Below are 18,314 nucleotides of genomic sequence, written 5' to 3'. Positions count from 1 at the left end.
GCGCCCAGGCTTTACCCCCGGGCGCGCAGAAACAAAACCTATGCGTTCACCACATCATGACAGCCGCATCGCCTGCAGCCCAGTCATAGTAAAGGCGGATACGCAGCTTATAGCTCCGGTCCTTTATCAGCCGTACGGTGAAACGGGCGTTGCGGTTAAAGCCGCTGTCATCGTCGCCCTCCACATAGACCGGGGTGCCGTCAATATCCTCAAACAGCACCATAACCGTGTCGGACAATCCGAAGGTTGAAAACGTGTAATCACGCGAATGGTCCGGGATCACTGCAAAATTCTTCTGCTCGCCGGGCATCAGGGCCAGCTGCTCGGATTTGAACGGGATGAGCTGCGGCAGCGCCGCCGCGCCGATTGGCGGATAGAAGCGGCGGATCACCTCCATGTCCTTTTGCGAAAGCCCCGGTGCAGGCTCAAGCCCGCTGCGAAACTCCGGCGGCTGGTTGATCAGGCCGGCGGCAAAGGCATAGTGCATAACCGAGTCGGGATCCCATTCCGTTCCGTCGACCGTCGCCGGGTCGAGTTTGTTCAGAATGTTGTGGTCGGTCGTTTCCTCGTCCCAGGGCGGGTTCTGCGTGCGGGCAAAGTAGTCGTACACCGCCTGGCGGTTCCAGACGATTCCCGCGTTGGGGTTTTGGTGTTCGTGTTTCAGCCCAAGCGCGTGGCCGATCTCATGGATGGCTGTGTCCAGCCCGTTCGGGCCGGCCTGGGTAATGTCCCAGCCGAAATTCATGGTGCGCTCTTGCTGGCCCAAACGCAGCGCCACGGTGCCGATGTAGGACCATGAGCCATCGTTGCGCAGAAACCCGATGCGCAGCTCTGCATCCCGGATATCGGTCACCTCGGTGAAATTCAGGCCAATGCCTAGATCCTTCCAAACCTGAAACGCCTGCTGCACAACCGCCCGCTGGTCGCTGGCACCGCCAAACAACCCGCTGGAAAACAGGAAATAGTGAATATTGGTGCCATTGACCCATTTATCGCCGGTCGCCAGTATTGCCCGCTGCCGGTCGGAAGACACTCCGGCATCAAATGCACGTTCCGGCAGCACCGGCAACGAGCAAACCTGAGGCGCGCTGCCGGAACGGCCATAACAGTCCGGGTCCTGGCCAAGCTGTTCCTCTAAGTCGTCAATCCGGTCTTCCAGTTCCTCGATGCGGCTGGATTGGGTTTTGCGAGCGGCCATTTCAAACCTCCTTTTCGGACAATCGTTACTGGTATCGCAGTGCAGGCCGCGTTCAGTGAGCAGAGGCGGCAAAACACCTGGACGCGGGGTTGCGGATTCCTGTGCGGCACGCTTCCTTGCACATGCCGCAAGAGGCGGCGCACGGGCATTGCGCAACATGGCTCGAAACGGGAAGCCCCATAAAAAGGCAAGTTTTTCAACGCCTTGCCCGCAAGCTTAGCTGCTGCGCGGTTGCATCGCGCCAAGGTATGTTTCAGCGGCCACGCCGTGCCGTTCTGTACTTTAAAAGGTTCGGCAAACTGCGGAACTTGCAGTGTGGAAGGCCTGCATTCCGACAGCAATTATATCACACTTTAAAGGGGAAATCATCTGCGCAAAGCACGCGTGAGACATTCAGCTGACTGACACATGGCACCGAAGGCAACGACCAGGCCGCCAATGCCAGGCCGAACAAAAAATACCCCGGCGCACAGGCCGGGGTATATTGCTGTTTCCTGAGCCAGATCCGGGGCTCCGCCGCGATCTCCTTAACCCGTCCCTTGGACGGGCTGCCGGACCCCAAAGGGCCCGGACCAAAGATCACCCGTTCTGGCGGATGGTCTCGTTCTTCGGGTCATAGGGGCTGTCGCAGGTCACAACCGCGTCCCACAGCTTGTCCTGGATCTTGACCTTCAGCTTGGTGCCTTCCACCGCCATCTCGGGCTTTACATAGCCCATGCCGATGGATTTCTCGAAGGCCACCGAATAGCCGCCCGAGGTCAGGCGGCCCACACGGGTGCCATCCTCGGCGTACAGCGCCTCACGGCCCCAGGGATCAGCGTCTTCGGGTCCGTCGATCAGCAGGGTGCAGCATTTCACCCGCACGCCGGTCTCGATCAGCTTTTCCTTGCCGTGGAAATCTTTTTCCAGGTCGATAAAGCGCGGCAGATCCGCTTCGGCCGGGGTTGCGTCGCGGCCCAGTTCGTTGCCAAAGGCGCGATAGGATTTCTCCTGGCGCAGCCAGTTCTGGGCGCGAGCACCCACCAGTTTCATGCCGTGCTTCTCACCGGCTTTTTCCAGCAGATCGAACAGGTAGTTCTGCATCTCCATCGGGTGGTGCAGTTCCCAGCCGAGTTCACCGGTATAGGCCACGCGGATCGCGTTCACCGGGCACATGCCCAGTTCGATCTGGCGGGCCGACAGCCAGGGGAAACGCTTGTTGGACAGCGCGGTTTCCGGATCGGCATCGACGATGATCTCTTTCAGCACGTCGCGCGATTTCGGACCGGCAATCGCAAACACGCCCCACTGGGTGGTCACGTCCTGCAGCTCGATACGGCCGAATTCAGCTTCCTTATCCGCGATCGCCTTCTTCAGGAAGTCGGCGTCGTATTCGGTCCAGGCACCTGCGGACACCAGGTAATACTCGTCGTCCTTCAGGCGGACGATGGTGTACTCAGTCCGGGTGGTGCCGGCTACGGTCAGCGCATAGGTCAGGTTGATGCGGCCGACCTTGGGCAGTTTGTTGCAGGTGAACCAGTCAAGGAACTGAGTCGCACCAGGGCCTTTGACGATGTGCTTGGTAAAGGCAGTTGCATCGACCAGGCCAACACCTTCGCGGATCGCCTTGGCTTCGTCCACAGCGTGCTGCCACCAGCCGCCGCGGCGGAAGGAGCGGGCTTCCTCGTCAAAGTTGTCGGCGGCGTCCACGGGACCGAAGTAGTTCGGACGTTCCCAGCCGTTGACCCAGCCGAATTGCGCGCCGCGGGCTTTCTGGCGGTCGAACGCGGGCGCGGTGCGCAGCGGGCGGGCTGCCGGGCGCTCTTCGTCCGGGTGGTGCAGGATGTAGACGTGCTCATAGCACTCTTCATTCTTGCGGGCCGCGAACTCGGTGGTCATCCAGTTGGAGGAGTAGCGTTTCGGGTCGAGCGACGCCATGTCGATCTCGGCTTCGCCGTCGACCATCATCTGCGCCAGATAATAGCCGGTGCCGCCTGCGGCGGTGATGCCGAAGGAGAAGCCTTCCGCCAGCCACATGTTGCGCAGGCCCGGTGCCGGGCCGACCAGCGGGTTGCCGTCGGGAGTGTAGCAGATCGGGCCGTTGAAATCGTCTTTCAGGCCGGATTCAGCGCAGGACGGAACCCGTTCGGCCATCGCCATGTACTGATCGGCAATCCGGTCCAGTTCCAGCGGGAACAGGTCGGCGCGGAAGCTGTCCGGCACACCGTGCTCAAAACGCGCAGGTGCCCCGCGCTCATAAATCCCCAGGATCCAGCCGCCGCGTTCTTCACGGGCATAGGATTCATTGTCGGCGTCGCGCACAACGGGGTGCTCGGGGTTGCCTGCTTCGCGCCATTTGACCAGCTCGGGGTCCTTGTCCATGACGATGAAGGTGTGCTCGACCGGGATTGCCGGCATCTTGATGCCCAGCATCTTGGCGGTGCGCTGCGCGTGGTTGCCGGATGCGGTCACGACATGCTCGGCGGTGATCACAACCTTCTCGTCGCTCTCCACCAGGTTGCCGCCCTTCTCCACCATTTTGGTGCAGGTGACTTCCCAGTGGGTGCCGGTCCAATGGAATTCATCAGCCTGCAGCTTGCGAACGATCTCAACACCGCGCTGACGGGCGCCCTTGGCCATCGCCTGGGTCACGTCTGCGGGGTTAATATAGCCGTCCTCGGTGTGGTAGATCGCACCCTTCAGATCAGAGGTCTCGATCAGCGGCCAGCGCGCCTTGATCTCATCCGGGGTCAGCCATTCATAAGGCACGTCGCAGGTTTCCGCGATGGAGGCATAGAGCATGTATTCGTCCATGCGCTCCTGGGTCTGCGCCATGCGCAGGTTGCCGACCACGGCAAAACCTGCGTTCAGGCCGGTTTCCTCTTCCAGGGTCTTGTAGAAATCGACCGAGTACTTGTGGATGTGGGTGGTCGCATAAGACATGTTGAACAGCGGCAGAAGGCCGGCTGCGTGCCAGGTCGAGCCGGAGGTCAGCTCGTCACGCTCGATCAGCATGACGTCTTCCCAGCCGGCCTTGGCCAGGTGATAGGCAATCGAGGTGCCAACGGCGCCGCCGCCAACAACAAGCGCTTTGACTTGGGTTTTCATTCTCCGGCTCTCCAGCTTTGTGAGATTCTTGCCTGCGGTTATGCCCAAGCCGCGCAATCGGCGCAAAATCAGGCCGACGCAAAAACAGCCAAAACCGACCTTGCGCGCCACAGCATACAGGATTTTGATGGAAGTCCTGCCGGAAATGGCGTTTTTCTACGCAGCAAAAAGCATGCCGGCGCCCCATGTGGTCCCTTGATCAGGCTGGTTTGGGGCTGTCAGCAGTCCGCAACATTGCCGCGGCGGATGCAGACGGGCTGCGGCGCGTCCTCGTTGTTCTGTGCATCTGCAACCTGCTGACCGCCCGAGAGCAGGCTCTTGCCATAGCCGGCCGCCTCGCTCCAAATCGACTGGCCGTCCCCGGCAGCAAGACCGGCAAGGCTGGTTGCCTCCTTGGCGGCACGGGCGCGGGTAAAGCGGTCCTGCAGGATGGTGCTGTAGTCGGTGGCGCTGAGATCCCCCCAATTCAGCCCCGCGGCACGGGTCTGGATGTAGTAATCATAGCCGATCACCGCCTGGGTGCTGAACACCAGAATGCCCATTGCCTTTTTCAGTCCCATGCCGTTCTCCGGTTTTGCGAAACGCTCCGGCTTCATCCCAATTCAGGACCCGGCGCAGAATTGCGGCAGCTTTCCGGCAATTCAGGGAAGAGTGCAGTGCAATCGCCGCTGTCCGGCCAGGACCCTGCCCTGCCGGTTGCTGCCGCATTCTGCCGGTGCTGATCCTTGGGTGCTGTCTGATGCTTTGATTGTCAGCAGTTAGGAATGGCGGCGCCGCCAAGGAGGCGGAGGCGGGACGGGAGGTTCCTCCCGCACGCTCAACGTTGTCTCTGCGTGCCCTTGCCAAAGGGCCCTGTTCCAAAATGCCGGGGGTGTCAGGCCCGGCGGTGACCGCGATCAAGCGGGATCATGACAGAGCGGGTTTAAGATACGCTGAGGCAGGCGTGCGCCGGGGGTGCAACATCTTGGCGCTGCATCCTGTTGCCCCCGTTGCGCAGTGAGTATTTGAGAAAAGATGAAGCGACAGGGCAGTGCTTCAGCTTTTTCTAAATACACAAAGTCCGCCGTTGATCCAGCATGGTTCGCAGCCGGCTCCTGCGGCTCATATCTCCAGGATCTTGCCCGGATTCATGATGTTCTCCGGATCCAGTGCGGCCTTGATGGCTGCCATATAGCGGGTCGTCTCGCCCAGCTCCTTTTGCAGATAGGGACGTTTGCCCTGTCCGATGCCGTGCTCGCCGGTGCAGGTGCCATCCATCGAGATCGCCAGATCGTTCAGCCAGCCGACAAAATCATCCGCCTTCTGCCGTTCGATACCGCTGTCCATATCAATCAGCAGCAGCGCGTGAAAATTGCCGTCGCCCACATGGCCGACAATCGGCGCCATCAGTCCCATGCTCTCAGCCTTGTCCCGCGCGGCGCCGACGCATTCCGCAAGGCGCGAGATCGGCACGCAGACATCGGTCGAGATCCCCTTGGCACCGGGGCGCAGCTGCAGGCTGGCCCAATACATGTCATGGCGCGCCTGCCAAAGTTTGTTGCGTTCCTCGGATGTTGAGGTCGCGGCAAAGTCAAAACCGCTGAATTCCTCGGCGATGGAGGCAAACATGTCCGACTGTTCCACCACACCCGCGTCCGAACCGTGGAATTCCAGCAGCAGCAGCGGCGTCTCTGGCAGGTCGAGGCCGGAATAGGCATTGGCCGCCCGCACGCTGAGCGCATCCAGCAGTTCGATCCGGGCAACAGGGATGCCGTATTGGATGGTCATCATCACCGCGCGGCAGGCGTCATCCACGGTGCGGAAGGAACAGCGGGCGGAGCGGATCGCCTCGGGGATGCCCTGCAGTTTCAGCGTCAGCTCGGTGATCAGGCCTAGGGTGCCCTCGGAGCCGACCAGCAGGCGCGTCATGTCATAACCTGCCGAGGATTTCCTGGCCCGCTGCGCCGTGCTGATCACGCCGCCGTCGGCCATCACCGCCTCAAGCGCCAGCACATTGTCCTTCATGGTGCCATAGCGCACCGCGTTGGTGCCCGAGGCCCGCGTCGCCGCCATGCCGCCCAAGGATGCATTGGCGCCGGGATCGATCGGGAAAAACAGACCCTGATCGCGCAGATAGGTGTTGAGCTGCTCACGGGTGACGCCGGGCTGCACCACCACGTCGAGGTCTTCGGCATGGACGGCGATAATCCTGTCCATCCGCATCATGTCGATGCAGATACCGCCGGCGGGGGCGTTCACATGGCCTTCCAGAGAGGTACCGGTGCCGAAGGGAATAACCGGCACGCCGTATTCGGCGCAGACCTTGATAATCTCGGAAACTTCTTCCGTAGAGGTGGGGAAGACCACCGCATCCGGAGGCTGATTGGTGATCCATGTGGTGGTGTGGCCGTGCTGATCGCGGATGGCCTGGCCGGTTTGCAGCTGATCGCAGAACCGCTGGCTCAGCGTCTCGACAGCGGCGGCGATCCCGGCCTCGTTGCGGGGCAATGAGATGGCTTGCACCATAATGGGTCTCCTCGGGGTCAGGGCACAAAGCCCGGAACTTCACCTGTTAACCTACGCTCCGAACTTGCAGTTCAGCAATACCCAGAACCCCGTAGCGCTGATGCCGCCCGGCATGGCGGCCGGGCAGTAACGGGCTAACCGCCCAGCGCAATCCCTTCCCGTCTCGGGTCCGCAGCTCCCCTCAGCCCTTCGCCGATTTCAATCGCGTGCAGGCCGGAGGTCAGATCGCGGATATTGACCTCATACCCCATGTCTGTCAGCGCCTGTTCCAACCCCTCGGCGCTGGTGCCTGCCTCCAGATCATAGGTGCCGAACCGGTTAACCAGATGCGGCAGCGCCAGTGCCTCTTGGATGTTCATCCCCCAATCCGCCCATGCCACGATGGATTTCGCCACATAGCCGATGATCCGGCTGCCGCCGGGAGAGCCGATGGCCAGCACCGGCTTGCTGTCCCGCAGCACGATCGTCGGCGCCATCGAGGAGCGCGGACGCTTGCCCGGTTCCAGCCGGTTGGCAATGGGCACGCCGTCCGCATGGGTGCGGAAGGAGAAATCCGTCAGCTCATTATTCAACAGGAAACCGCCCGCCATCAGACGCGAGCCAAAGGCGTTTTCTATCGTCGTGGTCATCGACAGCACGTTACCGTACTGGTCCACAATCGAGATATGCGAGGTCGAGGGCAGCTCGATCGACTCGTCATCTGCCAGCAGCAGCGCGTGATCGAACTCGGGCGTGCCCGGCGCCACCTCGGGCAGCGCATCACCACTTTGCAGCAGCCTAGACCGGCTGGCGAGGTAATCCGCTGCCACCAGCCCATGCGTCGGCACCGGCACAAAATCACTGTCCGCCATGTAACGGCCCCGGTCGGCGAAGGCGAGCCGCGAAGCATCGCCGATCAGCCGCCAGGCCTCGGCACTGTCCGCGCCCAGCTCCGCCAGATCATACTGTCCAAGCATTCCCAGGATCTGCCCCACCGTCAGCGCACCGGAGGACGGCGGCCCCATGCCGCAGGCCTCGAAATCGCGGTAGGCGGCGCAGACTGCCGGACGTTCCCTGACCTGATAAAGCGCCAGATCGGTGGCGGACAAAACGCCCGGGTTGCCCTCGGCCGTGTTGACGGTGCGGACGATCTCTGCCGCGATGGGACCGGTGTAAAACGCCCCTGCCCCGCCCTGTGCCAGCGCCCGCAAGGTGGCGGCATAGTCAGGGTTCAGCAGCATAGCGCCTTCGGCAATGGGTGCGCCGTCCGGCAGAAAATACTCCGCCGTAGCCGGAAAACGCGCCAGCCGCTCTGCATCGCCCGCCACCAGCGCAGCCAGACGCGGCGAGACGGAAAATCCTTCCTCGGCCAGCTGGATCGCCGGTTCAAACAGCGACGGCCAGTTGGCGCGCCCCCAGCGCCGGTGCGCGGCTTCCAGCAGCGCAGGTGTGCCCGGCGTGCCGACAGACAGACCGCCGACCACCGCATCAAAGAATTTCAACGGCTCGCCGTTTTCATCCTGAAACAAGATTGGTGTGGCAGCCAGCGGCGCCGTCTCGCGCCCGTCCAGTGTGGTCAGCTCGCCCGTGGCAGCGTCATACCATACCAGGAACGCGCCGCCGCCAAGGCCCGACGATTGCGGCTCCACCAGCCCCAGCACGGTCTGCACCGCCACCATCGCATCAGCCGCGGTGCCGCCTGCGCGCAGCACGGCGGCGCCGGCCTCCACCGCATGCGGATTGGCGGCGGCGACCATCCAGTTGTCAGCTTCCACGGCTTGGCCGTTGGCCTTGGCCTCCAGCGCGGCTGCCGCGTCAGGGGAAACCGCTACAAAGCTGCCGCCAGCCGCCGCCTCCGGTGCAACCCCATCTGCGGCTTGTTGTGCAACAAGCGGGGACGCGGCCCCGAACGACAATAGAAAAAGGCCTTCTTGCCAGCGCATGCGCATGACTTTCTCCTGTGGAAATTCCGTTTGCCGGGTAATGCTGCCACCAATCCGGGGGCGCGACAATCGGTCACAACAACAGCGGGCCGCACACGCACATGTGCGGAAGTTGCCGATTGACCTTGGGATTAGTTTCTGAATTCCCTTAAAAATTCAGAAATTAGTTCTGCATATCGATCAAAAATCAGAACACATTCTCAACATACAGGATTCAGCCGGGACATCATTCGGCCACGAATCTCACAGCATCGACGGCACCACCTGATCCGGCGGCCGGTGACCATCCTCGAAGGTCTTGATATTCAACAGCACCTTCTCGCCCATCTCGATCCGGCCCTCGATTGTGGCCGAGCCCATATGCGGCAGCAGCACCACATTGGGCAGCTCGCGCAGGCGCGGGTTGATGTCGGTGCCGTGCTCATAGACATCAAGACCGGCACCGGCGATCTCTTTCGAGCGCAGCATGCGGGTCAGGGCGTGTTCGTCGATCACCTCGCCGCGCGAGGTGTTCACGATCACCGCCGAGGGTTTCATCAGTTTCAGCCGCCGCGCATTCATCAAGTGAAAGGTCGAAGGGGTAGACGGGCAGTTGATCGACAGCACATCCATCCGCGCCGCCATCTGATCGAGGCTTTCCCAATAGGTGGCCTCCAATGCCTCTTCGATTTCGGGACGCAACCGGCGGCGGTTATGGTAATGGATCTGCATGCCAAAGGCCGCCGCGCGCTTGGCCACGGCCTGGCCGATCCGTCCCATGCCAAGGATGCCAAGACGGCGCCCGGCAATCCGCCCGCCCAACAGCGCTGTGGGCGCCCAGCCTTTCCAGTCGCCCTTCTGCATCACGGCAAGCCCCTCGGGCATGCGGCGCACCACTGCCATGATCAGCGCCATTGCCATGTCAGCCGTATCATCGGTCAGCACCCCGGGGGTGTTGGATACCAGAATGCCGCGCTGGCGGGCGGTGGACACATCAATATGATCGACGCCCGCGCCGTAATTCGCAATCAGCCGCAGCCGCTCGCCCGCCTGACCCAGGATCCCTGCATCAATGGTATCGGTGACCGTGGGCACCAGCACATCGGCATCCTTCACCGCCGCGGCAAGCTCGGCCCGGGACATCGGCGCGTCATCCTCGCGCAGGCGCACATTAAACAACTCGCTCAGCCGGGTTTCCACAGGCTCCGGCAACCGTCGCGTAACAACAACACTCAGTCGGTCTCTTGGCACTTGCGCTCTCCCTTGGGCTTTTCATTCCGCACGCCTCCATGGCATCGTGGCGCAGGACGCGGGCGGGCACAAGAACCCAAGCGCAACTCCCTTGCCGCAGGCCGGATATTTCCCGGCCAGTGCAAAAAGGCGGGCAGAAGACCGGAACAAGAGGCTGGGCCTGATCCGGCTGGGCAAAAAGAGGCGAGCAGGCAGTGAAAAAAGCGGCAATGGCAATGCGCCATCTGGCAGCGGCAGCGGTATCCTTGGCGCTGGCGGGGGCTGTGTGCGCCGCCGAATCCCGCGGCCCTGTCACCAACCTGCCGCTGCCCCGCTATGTCTCGATGAAGGCCGCCAAGGGCAATGTGCGCCGCGGCCCTTCGCTGACCCATAAGATCGACTGGGTGTTCAAACGCCGCGGCATGCCGCTGGAGATCACCGCGGAATACGGCCACTGGCGCCGGGTTCAAGACCGCGAGGGGGCCGGCGGCTGGGTGCATTACGCGCTGCTGTCCGGCGTGCGCACGGTGCTGATAGAAGAAGACATGCTGACCGTGCATGCGCGCCCGGACTCCCGCGCGCCGGTAACCGCCGCATTTGAACTGGGCGTGGTTGCCCGCCTCGGCGACTGCGAAACCAGCTGGTGTGAAATCTCGGCCGGCGGCTACAGCGGCTGGGCACCGAAGAAAAAACTCTGGGGCGTTGCTCCGGAAGAGCTGCGCGAATAACCCCCTTCTCTCGCAATTTTCATCTTTCCCCAAATACTCCGGGGTGAATTGGGCCGCAGGCCCAAGAGGGGCAGCGCCCCTCTCCCGCCCGCCACTGGGCCTGCCGCGGCAATCCGCGCGGGGTGCAGATGCGCCAAACCATTGCACCCGCAGCAATCGTGTTCTACATGGGGGCCATACCATTGGCTGCCAGGCCGGGTTCCGCCCATTTTCAGGGCACCGCCGCGGCAGCACCGGAATACCCGAACCTGGCGCGGCCTGTCTGCGCTGACGTCACAAAAGCCTCCGAGATCGCTGAAAGGTTGTGAAACATGGCAGAAAATCAAACCCCGGACATATTGTATACCATTGTAGACGAAGCGCCCGAACTGGCCTCGGCATCCTTCCTGCCGATCATCCGCAAGTTTGCCGCAGCCGCTGGTGTCTCGGTCGGAACCAAGGATATTTCGCTTGCGGGGCGCATCATTGCAGCCTTCCCGGAAGGGCTGACCGCAGAACAGCGCCAAAGCGATGATCTGGCCGAACTGGGCCAGCTGGTGAAAACCCCGGACGCCAATGTCATCAAACTGCCCAATGTCTCTGCCTCAGTGCCGCAGCTGGTTGCCGCTGTCACGGAACTGCAGGGCCAGGGCTATGCCATTCCGGACTACCCGGCAGAACCCGCCACAGACGCCGAAAAAGACATCCGCGCGCGCTTTGATGCGATCAAGGGCTCGGCTGTAAACCCGGTCCTGCGCGAAGGCAATTCCGACCGCCGCGCCGCCAAGGCGGTGAAGAACTTTGCCCAAAAGAACCCGCATTCGATGGGCGCATGGTCCGCAGACAGCAAGACCAAAGTGTCGTCGATGCCGGGCAATGATTTCTATGCAAACGAGAAATCCGCCACCATCACCGCCGCGCAGGCCGGGGACGCAAAAATCGAATTCACCGCCAAAGATGGCTCCGTCACCGTGCTGAAAGACGCCTGGCCGCTGGAAGACGGCACCGTGGCCGATGCGACCTTCATGTCTGCCAAGGCCCTGGCCGCCTTTCTGACCGAGGCGATCGCAGACACCAAAAGTGACGGCACCATGTTCTCGCTGCACATGAAGGCCACCATGATGAAGGTCTCCGATCCGATCATCTTCGGCCACGCCGTCAAGGCCTGGCTGGCGCCGGTGTTCGGCAAATTCGGGACTGAACTGGACGCGCTGGGTGTGAACCCGAACTCGGGTCTGGGCGACCTGCTGGCGCGGGTCAAGGACAACGCAGAGATCATGGCCGCCATCGACGCGGTCCGCGCCGAGCGCCCCGACATGTATATGGTCGACAGCGACAAGGGCATCACCAACCTGCATGTGCCGTCCGATGTGATCATCGACGCCTCGATGCCCGCAGTAATCCGCGCCGGCGGCAAGGGCTGGGATCAGAACGGCAACAAGGGCGACACCAACTGCGTGATCCCCGACCGCTGCTATGCCACGATCTATGACGAGACCATCAATTTCTTCAAAGCCAATGGCGCGCTGGACGTGACCACCGCCGGTGCGGTCGCCAACGTCGGCCTGATGGCGCAAAAAGCCGAAGAATACGGCTCCCACCCCACCACCTTCGAGGCTCCCGCAGACGGTACCATCCGGGTGGTTCTGGCAAATGGCGGCACGCTGCATTCGCATGACGTCGAGGCGGGTGACATCTGGCGTGCCTGCACTGTGAAGAAGGCGCCGATCGAGAACTGGATCCAGCTGGCAATGGACCGCCAGCGGCTGACCGGCTCGGAATCGATCTTCTGGCTGGACGCTAACCGCGCCCATGACGCCGAGCTGATCAAATATGTGACCCCGGCGCTGGAAGCCGCTGGCGTTGCTGACAAGTTCCAGACCCTGGCCCCGCGCGAAGCGACCCGCCAGAGCTTGGAGACCATCACCGCAGGCAAGGACAGCATCGCCATCACCGGCAATGTGCTGCGCGACTATCTGACCGACCTGTTCCCGATCCTGGAGCTGGGCACCTCGGCCAAGATGCTGTCAATCGTCAAGCTGATGCAAGGCGGCGGGCTGTTTGAGACCGGCGCCGGCGGTTCCGCCCCGAAACACGTGCAGCAGCTGGTCGAGGAAAACCACCTGCGCTGGGATTCGATGGGTGAATTCTGCGCCCTGGGGGAAAGCCTGAACTTCCTGGCCGACAACAAAGGCAACGCCAAAGCAGGTGTGCTGGGCGCCGCGGCAGAGGACGCCACCCAAGGCATTCTCGACCACAACCGCTCGCCCTCGCGCAAGGTTGGCCAGCCGGACAACCGCGACAGCCACTACTGGTTTGCCCGCTATTGGGCCGAAGCCCTGGCAGCACAGACCGAAGACGCAGGTCTGGCGGCGCATTTTGCTCCCATTGCCGAAGAGCTTGGCGCCAAGGAAGAGCAAATCCTGTCCGAACTGGCCGCTGCCCAGGGCCCGGCAGCCGACATTGGCGGCTACTATCGCCCGAGTGTCGAGCTGAAGGCCAAGGTGATGCGTCCCAGTGCCACGCTGAACGCGATCATCGGCTGATCTTTCCGGACAGTCCGAAACAAAAAAGCGCCCGGGGATTTCCCCGGGCGCTTTTTTTGTTTACCTGTGAAGGTTGCCGAATGGATCAGAAATCCTGCCACATGTTCTTGGCCGCATTGCCGTCGGCCGCGGCAACAGGCTGCGCGGCGGGCTGCATGTCCCAGTCATCGTTGCCATGGGCGGACGGCACAGATGCCGGCGTGCTGGCCGCCTGGACCGGAGCAGCTGCCATACGGCCGCCGGGGATTTTGAAGTGCGCCACCAGATCGGTCAGCTTGGAGGCATCGGTCTTCAGCAAATGGCCGGCGGCCGTCGCCTCCTCCACCATCGCCGCGTTCTGCTGGGTGACCTGATCCAGCTGGGTGACGCCGGTGTTGATCTCATTCAGGCCGGTAGATTGCTCCGCCGCGCCCTCTGCAATGCCAGAAACCAGCTGCGAAATATGGGTAACCTGGCTGACGATGCTTTGCAGCGCATCCCCCGCCTTGCCCACCAGATCCACACCGCGGGCCACCTGGCCGGAGCTGTCAGAGATCAGCGTCTTGATCTCCATCGCCGCATCCGAAGACCGCTGTGCCAGCGCCCGCACTTCAGACGCCACCACCGCAAAGCCGCGCCCTGCCTCGCCTGCGCGCGCCGCCTCGACACCCGCGTTCAGCGCCAAAAGGTTGGTTTGGAAGGCAATGTCGTCGATCACCGAAATGATCTGGCTGATCTTGTTGGAGCTTTCTTCGATCTCGGTCATCGCGGACACCGCGCTCTGCACCACTTCGCCGCTGGTGCGGGCCTCTTCTTTGGCCTCGTCCATGGTAGTTTCGACGCTGCGGGCGCCGTCGGCGGCAGATTTGACGCTTGCGGTCAGCTCATCCAGCGCTGCGGCGGTCTGTTCCAGCGTGGCGGCCTGGCTTTCGGTGCGGTGCGACAGGTCATCCGAAGCCTGGCTGATTTCTGCAGCACCGCTGCGGATGCTGGCGGCCGCGGCAATCACTTGCTCAACCGTGGCGCTGAGGTTTTGCGCGGTGGTATTGAAATCCTGGCGCAGCTGCTCGTAATTCTCAGGGAAAACCTCGGTGATCTGCGCGGTCAGGTCCCCCTGCGACAGGGCTGACAGTTTGCCGCTGAGCACGGCCACGACATTGCTGCGCTTTTCATTGCGTTGCTGCTCGGCCTTCTCCAGATCTTTCTGACGGATCAGAGCCTGGCGGAACACATCGAGGCTTTGGGCAATCTCCCCCATTTCGCTGCGCGCATTGGCGGAGGGGATTTCACTGTCGGTGTCGCCATCGGCCAAGGTCTGCATGCGTGACTTGAGACCGTTCAGCGGTCCGGTGACACTGCGGGTGATGAAATAGGCGGCAATCGACAGCGTCACCAGGCTGATGCCCAGAATGATCAGCGCCTCATTGCGCATCAGCGCCACGTCCGATTCGATATCCGAGACATAGGCGCCGGTGCCGACAATCCAGCCCCAGGGTTCATAGGCCTGCACATAACCGATCTTGGCTTCGATCACGTCGGAATCCGGTTTCTTGAAGTAATATGTAAGCTCCCCTGCCCCATTAGCTGCGGCGATTTTCTCCAGCTCCTGGAACACCTTCATGCCTGTCACATCCTCGTAGGCGCCCTGGTTGGTGCCGTTCCAGGCAGGCACGATCGGATGCGCCTGCACCACCAGATCATGATCAAAGACATAGACATAGCCTGCATCGCCGAAACGCAGAGCGGTGAGCCGCTCTCGGCCGATGTCCCGGGCCTCCTGCTCGGTGAAACGGCCGGATTTCACCCCTTCTTCCAGATCGCGCAGCAGGCTGACTGCGGTGTCTGTGACGTTGTGCAGCTCGGTATAGCGCATTTCATAGGCGTTTTTGACGGATTGTGACAGCAGCAGGAAAGTCAGCACAGCCGTCAGGCTGAGAGCCAGCGCCGCCAGCGCATAGATACGAACAGGCAGACGGTAAAGAAAATCGGGGAGTCGGAGCATTAGTGCGGAACCTTCGTTACGTGCATATTGCCAGCAGGTTTAAGCTGCACTCTCTAACAATTTCCTAGCCGGATGCAGCTTTCCGCCGCATTTCGCAAAGTTCATGCCGCAATGCGCCAACGATGCTCTGGGCTGTCACCCGCAAGTGCCTGCCCTGCGGCTGCATCCCAGCCTCTCGGCCCGGCACACAGAACCGGTCCAAGATCCCGCCCGGTCTCTGTACGCGCCAGAGGCGAGGCAGGAGGCCGCAGCAGTGCTGCGCGCCTGGATTCCGGAGGTGCGGATGGTTCCGGACAATGTGGTATCCGATGGCCATCAGCTTGACGTTGTTGGCGAATTGGCCGGGATCATGCCTCTTGGAAGCAGCGGTTGCGAGAGCAGGCAACCGCCGTTGCTTACCGGCACTCTCAGAAACCGTTCAAACGCATCACTACGCCCTGTGATAGAGAATTTTGCTGTAAGTTTCTCGGACCCCGTGCGCGACATTTGAATGATGCGCGGCATTTCAGGCACGGATTTTGCGGGCAATGATGAGCATGTGCCGCCCCCACTAATAAGCATTAACTATGCCTATTAGTGAATGGGCGGCGATACACCTTAACAAAATGCGCCTTTTCAATGCATATTAATTATGGGAGGAACACTTATGCAGATATCAAAGTTCTCAGATTACGCCCTGCGCATCCTGATCCACCTCGCCACGCATGAGGAAGGGTTGATGTCGACCCGCGAGATCGCGGCGATGCAGAAACTGCCTTTCAATCACTTGGCCAAGATTTCTCAATGGCTGACCCATGAGGCGTATGTGGACTCAGTGCGAGGCCGGAACGGAGGCATGCGTTTAGCGCTTCCGCCAGAGGCAATCTCGATTGGTGCGCTGCTGCGAAAGTCAGAAAGCGGCACCCCCTTGGTGGAGTGTATGAAAGAAGACGGCGGTTGCTGCGTGATGACCCCGGCCTGCGGGCTGCTGCCGATTCTGAACGAGGCGCAAGAGGCGTTTTTTGCCGCTTTGGACAGCCGGACGCTTGAAGATGTGCTGACAGGCAACCGCGGGATGAAAAGTTTAATCCGCGCGCTGGAAGCAGAGCGGGAAGCCGAAAAACCTGCATAATCCAAAAGGTGTCATTGCGTTAAAACTCATTTCTGCCAACACCTTCCTTCGAATGCTCGAATTTGCGGCACCGGATACAGGTTCGTCCAAAACCTGCCCGTCCAAAACCCCAAACGCCATTGAAAATGCCAGGCCTTGAAGCCGGGATAGCCTGCCGGAAGGGCCAGTATCAGAAGGTACATGGCCTTTCGAAAGCGTGGATTTTCTTCAGCTTGGAACTTCTTCAGCATTCCAAAGGACGTAAAGCGTCAGCATACGGATCTGAGCATCGGTCACGCCCAAATCAGACGCCACCAGTTTGCATGTCAGCCCACTGGTCAGCGCGATCCGTACCGCATCAGCGCGGAATTCCTCCGTCCAATTCAGTTCCAGAGTTCGTCTACTTAGGTGCAATAAATTCTATCAAAGGAGCGGTATCAAACCGCAACATGACCAGTGCAAGCCGCGCGATGGGCCGGAGCGCGGGGGTTAATTGCGTCGAGACCAGCTGTGCCGAATGGCAGGCCACCGGTCATCCGGGCAATCTCCTGCTCGCCACGCGCAGGAGTTTCGATGAGCCCCTATCGCGGAGCGATATAGTGCTTGCTGAAGAAAGCGGAATTGTCAGCCCTTCAGGTTTCGACAGACGGCGCAATTGCAGATCGAATGCCAAATCGCCAATCTCTATGGAGGACGCAGCCTGCGGGGCAGACCGGCTCGTGCGACGGCGCAGGACCGCGCGAACGCGCGCCATCATCTCAGACATCGAGAACGGCTTGACGATGCAGTCATCGGCGCCAATGTCGAGAAGCGCGATGGCCGTTTCATGATCGCCAAGCGAACTCATCATAATGTTGGAGGCATCGGAATGTTCGCTGATTTCGCGACAGAATACTTTGCCCGATGGGCCCGGCATGAGAATATCAACAAGGCACAGATCTGCCTTTTCTTCGGACCAGGCCTGCCGGGCCTCGGGAACATTTGTCCGGTGCCGTGTTACATTTCCCGCGCTGGACAAGGCGGCTGCCAGATCAGTTCCCAAAGCCTTTTCGTCATCTACGATCAATACGTTTTCGTTCATCTTAACAACACCTGGTTCCATTGGGCTTTGCAGAGAACCGCGATATGCGGGGATAGTGCAGTTGCGCACAAATGCCAGCTTTAGGAGATGAACAAGATGCTGACGCTGAACCGCCTGACGCTGGGCCAACAGCTTGTAGTGTTGGTCATCGGGCTCGTCTTCGCGGTCAGGTCGCCAATGTTATTGTGGCGCGGTTTGCAGATGTCCAACAGACCACCGCGATACAGCAAAGCCAAAACCTGATCTTGGCTGGCCAGGCGTTGCGCGACGTGGCCGCGCTTCCGGAAGGCCAGAGCGCCATGTTCACCCGGGCGCTGTCGAATAAGGCAGTTCAAGTTGAGTGGGGCGAGCTGCGAACACTGCTGAGCGGCGATGCGGGCGTGCCGGTGGATGCCGTTGTGATGACAAAACGGGGGTATCCGTCGCCACCTCCAGTACCGGGAATTGCAGCTGAACGCTCTGCCTTATTGGACATTGGCGAGAGACCGCCCACACTCTTGGCACGGGAAAATGAACCTCATCGATTGCGCCATTAGGTTTTAGAGGAAGCACCAGCACCGCCGGAAAACATGCTGAACCTGTTCCGGTTCCAGCCGCGCACAGAAGTTCACCGGATCGCACTGCGGCACGAAGTGACCGGCCGCTGGCTAACGGTCTATCATTTGCAACGGCCCCCACCGGTGAATGCTGCGTATACGAAGCTGTTCACCACCAGTGTGGTATAGCTCTGTCTGGCAGTAGTTGTTTTGATCATCGGCCGCCGTGTCATGCGGCCATTGTATCGCCTCTCGCGGCAAGCCGCGCGGCTTGGGCGGGGCGAGGTTGCAGAGGTGCTGGTCGTTGATCCCCCCGGGACACCCGGGAATTTACTTTGTCGTTCAACCGTATGAACGAACGCGTGACGCAGACCGTGATTATCAGATCGGGCTCTTGCGCAGCCTTGCTCATAACCTTTTAGGGCCACTGGCAGCGGTGAACCGGTTTGTCG

At 61.1% G+C, this 18,314-nt stretch carries 12 protein-coding genes and 1 pseudogene; 4 read left to right on the top strand and 9 right to left on the bottom strand.

Annotated elements, in window-relative coordinates; genetic code table 11:
- Window positions 1–46: 46 nt before the first annotated feature.
- The 6 genes from ETW24_RS05265 to ETW24_RS05240 form a co-directional block, all read right to left on the bottom strand.
- On the bottom strand, window positions 47–1,198 hold the full coding sequence (locus tag ETW24_RS05265) for a matrixin family metalloprotease (protein ID WP_129370063.1): 1,152 nt from the start codon (window positions 1,196–1,198) through the stop codon (window positions 47–49).
- A 579-nt stretch (window positions 1,199–1,777) separates the two neighbouring features.
- Entirely contained in the window at window positions 1,778–4,285 is a 2,508-nt protein-coding gene (locus tag ETW24_RS05260) for a GcvT family protein (protein ID WP_129370062.1), read from the bottom strand.
- Window positions 4,286–4,503: 218 nt separating this feature from the next.
- Window positions 4,504–4,845, bottom strand: a complete 342-nt coding sequence (locus ETW24_RS05255) for a hypothetical protein (RefSeq protein WP_129370061.1) — start codon at window positions 4,843–4,845, stop codon at window positions 4,504–4,506.
- 541 nt (window positions 4,846–5,386) lie between these two features.
- Window positions 5,387–6,790, bottom strand: coding sequence for an FAD-binding oxidoreductase (locus ETW24_RS05250; RefSeq protein WP_129370060.1), 1,404 nt, complete (start codon window positions 6,788–6,790; stop codon window positions 5,387–5,389).
- Window positions 6,791–6,924: 134 nt separating this feature from the next.
- Window positions 6,925–8,712, bottom strand: coding sequence for a gamma-glutamyltransferase (gene ggt, locus ETW24_RS05245; protein ID WP_129372847.1), 1,788 nt, complete (start codon window positions 8,710–8,712; stop codon window positions 6,925–6,927).
- A 243-nt stretch (window positions 8,713–8,955) separates the two neighbouring features.
- Complete coding sequence (locus tag ETW24_RS05240; protein ID WP_129370059.1) at window positions 8,956–9,942, bottom strand: 2-hydroxyacid dehydrogenase; 987 nt, start codon at window positions 9,940–9,942, stop codon at window positions 8,956–8,958.
- Between the two features lie 209 nt (window positions 9,943–10,151).
- On the opposite strand from ETW24_RS05240, the gene ETW24_RS05235 reads away from it, so the two are divergent.
- Window positions 10,152–10,649, top strand: coding sequence for an SH3 domain-containing protein (locus ETW24_RS05235; protein ID WP_129372846.1), 498 nt, complete (start codon window positions 10,152–10,154; stop codon window positions 10,647–10,649).
- 311 nt (window positions 10,650–10,960) lie between these two features.
- Window positions 10,961–13,174 (top strand): NADP-dependent isocitrate dehydrogenase, encoded by a 2,214-nt coding sequence (locus ETW24_RS05230; RefSeq protein ID WP_129370058.1) that lies wholly within the window; start codon window positions 10,961–10,963, stop codon window positions 13,172–13,174.
- Between the two features lie 85 nt (window positions 13,175–13,259).
- Here ETW24_RS05230 and ETW24_RS05225 read toward each other — a convergent pair whose 3' ends face one another.
- A complete protein-coding gene (locus ETW24_RS05225; protein ID WP_129370057.1) occupies window positions 13,260–15,155 on the bottom strand; it encodes a methyl-accepting chemotaxis protein in 1,896 nt (631 codons plus the stop codon).
- A gap of 631 nt (window positions 15,156–15,786) precedes the next feature.
- Here ETW24_RS05225 and ETW24_RS05220 point away from each other — a divergent pair.
- Window positions 15,787–16,266, top strand: coding sequence for an Rrf2 family transcriptional regulator (locus ETW24_RS05220; RefSeq protein WP_368075943.1), 480 nt, complete (start codon window positions 15,787–15,789; stop codon window positions 16,264–16,266).
- Window positions 16,267–16,539: 273 nt separating this feature from the next.
- Here ETW24_RS05220 and ETW24_RS25345 read toward each other — a convergent pair.
- A pseudogene (locus ETW24_RS25345) lies at window positions 16,540–16,638 on the bottom strand (hypothetical protein); the annotation flags it as partial.
- 139 nt (window positions 16,639–16,777) lie between these two features.
- Window positions 16,778–17,326 (bottom strand): response regulator transcription factor, encoded by a 549-nt coding sequence (locus tag ETW24_RS05210; RefSeq protein ID WP_164982696.1) that lies wholly within the window; start codon window positions 17,324–17,326, stop codon window positions 16,778–16,780.
- A gap of 96 nt (window positions 17,327–17,422) precedes the next feature.
- Between ETW24_RS05210 and ETW24_RS24190 the strand changes: the two genes are divergently transcribed.
- On the top strand, window positions 17,423–17,569 hold the full coding sequence (locus ETW24_RS24190; protein ID WP_164982695.1) for a hypothetical protein: 147 nt from the start codon (window positions 17,423–17,425) through the stop codon (window positions 17,567–17,569).
- Window positions 17,570–18,314 lie beyond the last annotated feature (745 nt).

Origin of the sequence: Leisingera sp. NJS204 (assembly GCF_004123675.1) — a bacterium.
Classification (GTDB): Bacteria; Pseudomonadota; Alphaproteobacteria; order Rhodobacterales; family Rhodobacteraceae; genus Leisingera.
The sequence above is the reverse complement of the archived record's forward strand: the minus strand, read 5'-3'. Positions and strand labels throughout refer to the sequence as shown.

Bases quoted from the DNA above. Each gene is read 5' to 3' on its own strand.
- ETW24_RS05225 (WP_129370057.1), bottom strand. From the start codon at position 15,155: ATGCTCCGACTCCCCGATTTTCTTTACCGTCTGCCTGTTCGTATCTAT.
- ETW24_RS05210 (WP_164982696.1), bottom strand. From the start codon at position 17,326: ATGAACGAAAACGTATTGATCGTAGATGACGAAAAGGCTTTGGGAACT.
- ggt (WP_129372847.1), bottom strand. From the start codon at position 8,712: ATGCGCTGGCAAGAAGGCCTTTTTCTATTGTCGTTCGGGGCCGCGTCC.
- ETW24_RS05255 (WP_129370061.1), bottom strand. From the start codon at position 4,845: ATGGGACTGAAAAAGGCAATGGGCATTCTGGTGTTCAGCACCCAGGCG.
- ETW24_RS05230 (WP_129370058.1), top strand. From the start codon at position 10,961: ATGGCAGAAAATCAAACCCCGGACATATTGTATACCATTGTAGACGAA.
- ETW24_RS05260 (WP_129370062.1), bottom strand. From the start codon at position 4,285: ATGAAAACCCAAGTCAAAGCGCTTGTTGTTGGCGGCGGCGCCGTTGGC.
- ETW24_RS24190 (WP_164982695.1), top strand. From the start codon at position 17,423: ATGCTGACGCTGAACCGCCTGACGCTGGGCCAACAGCTTGTAGTGTTG.
- ETW24_RS05250 (WP_129370060.1), bottom strand. From the start codon at position 6,790: ATGGTGCAAGCCATCTCATTGCCCCGCAACGAGGCCGGGATCGCCGCC.
- ETW24_RS05220 (WP_368075943.1), top strand. From the start codon at position 15,787: ATGGGAGGAACACTTATGCAGATATCAAAGTTCTCAGATTACGCCCTG.
- ETW24_RS05235 (WP_129372846.1), top strand. From the start codon at position 10,152: ATGGCAATGCGCCATCTGGCAGCGGCAGCGGTATCCTTGGCGCTGGCG.
- ETW24_RS05265 (WP_129370063.1), bottom strand. From the start codon at position 1,198: ATGGCCGCTCGCAAAACCCAATCCAGCCGCATCGAGGAACTGGAAGAC.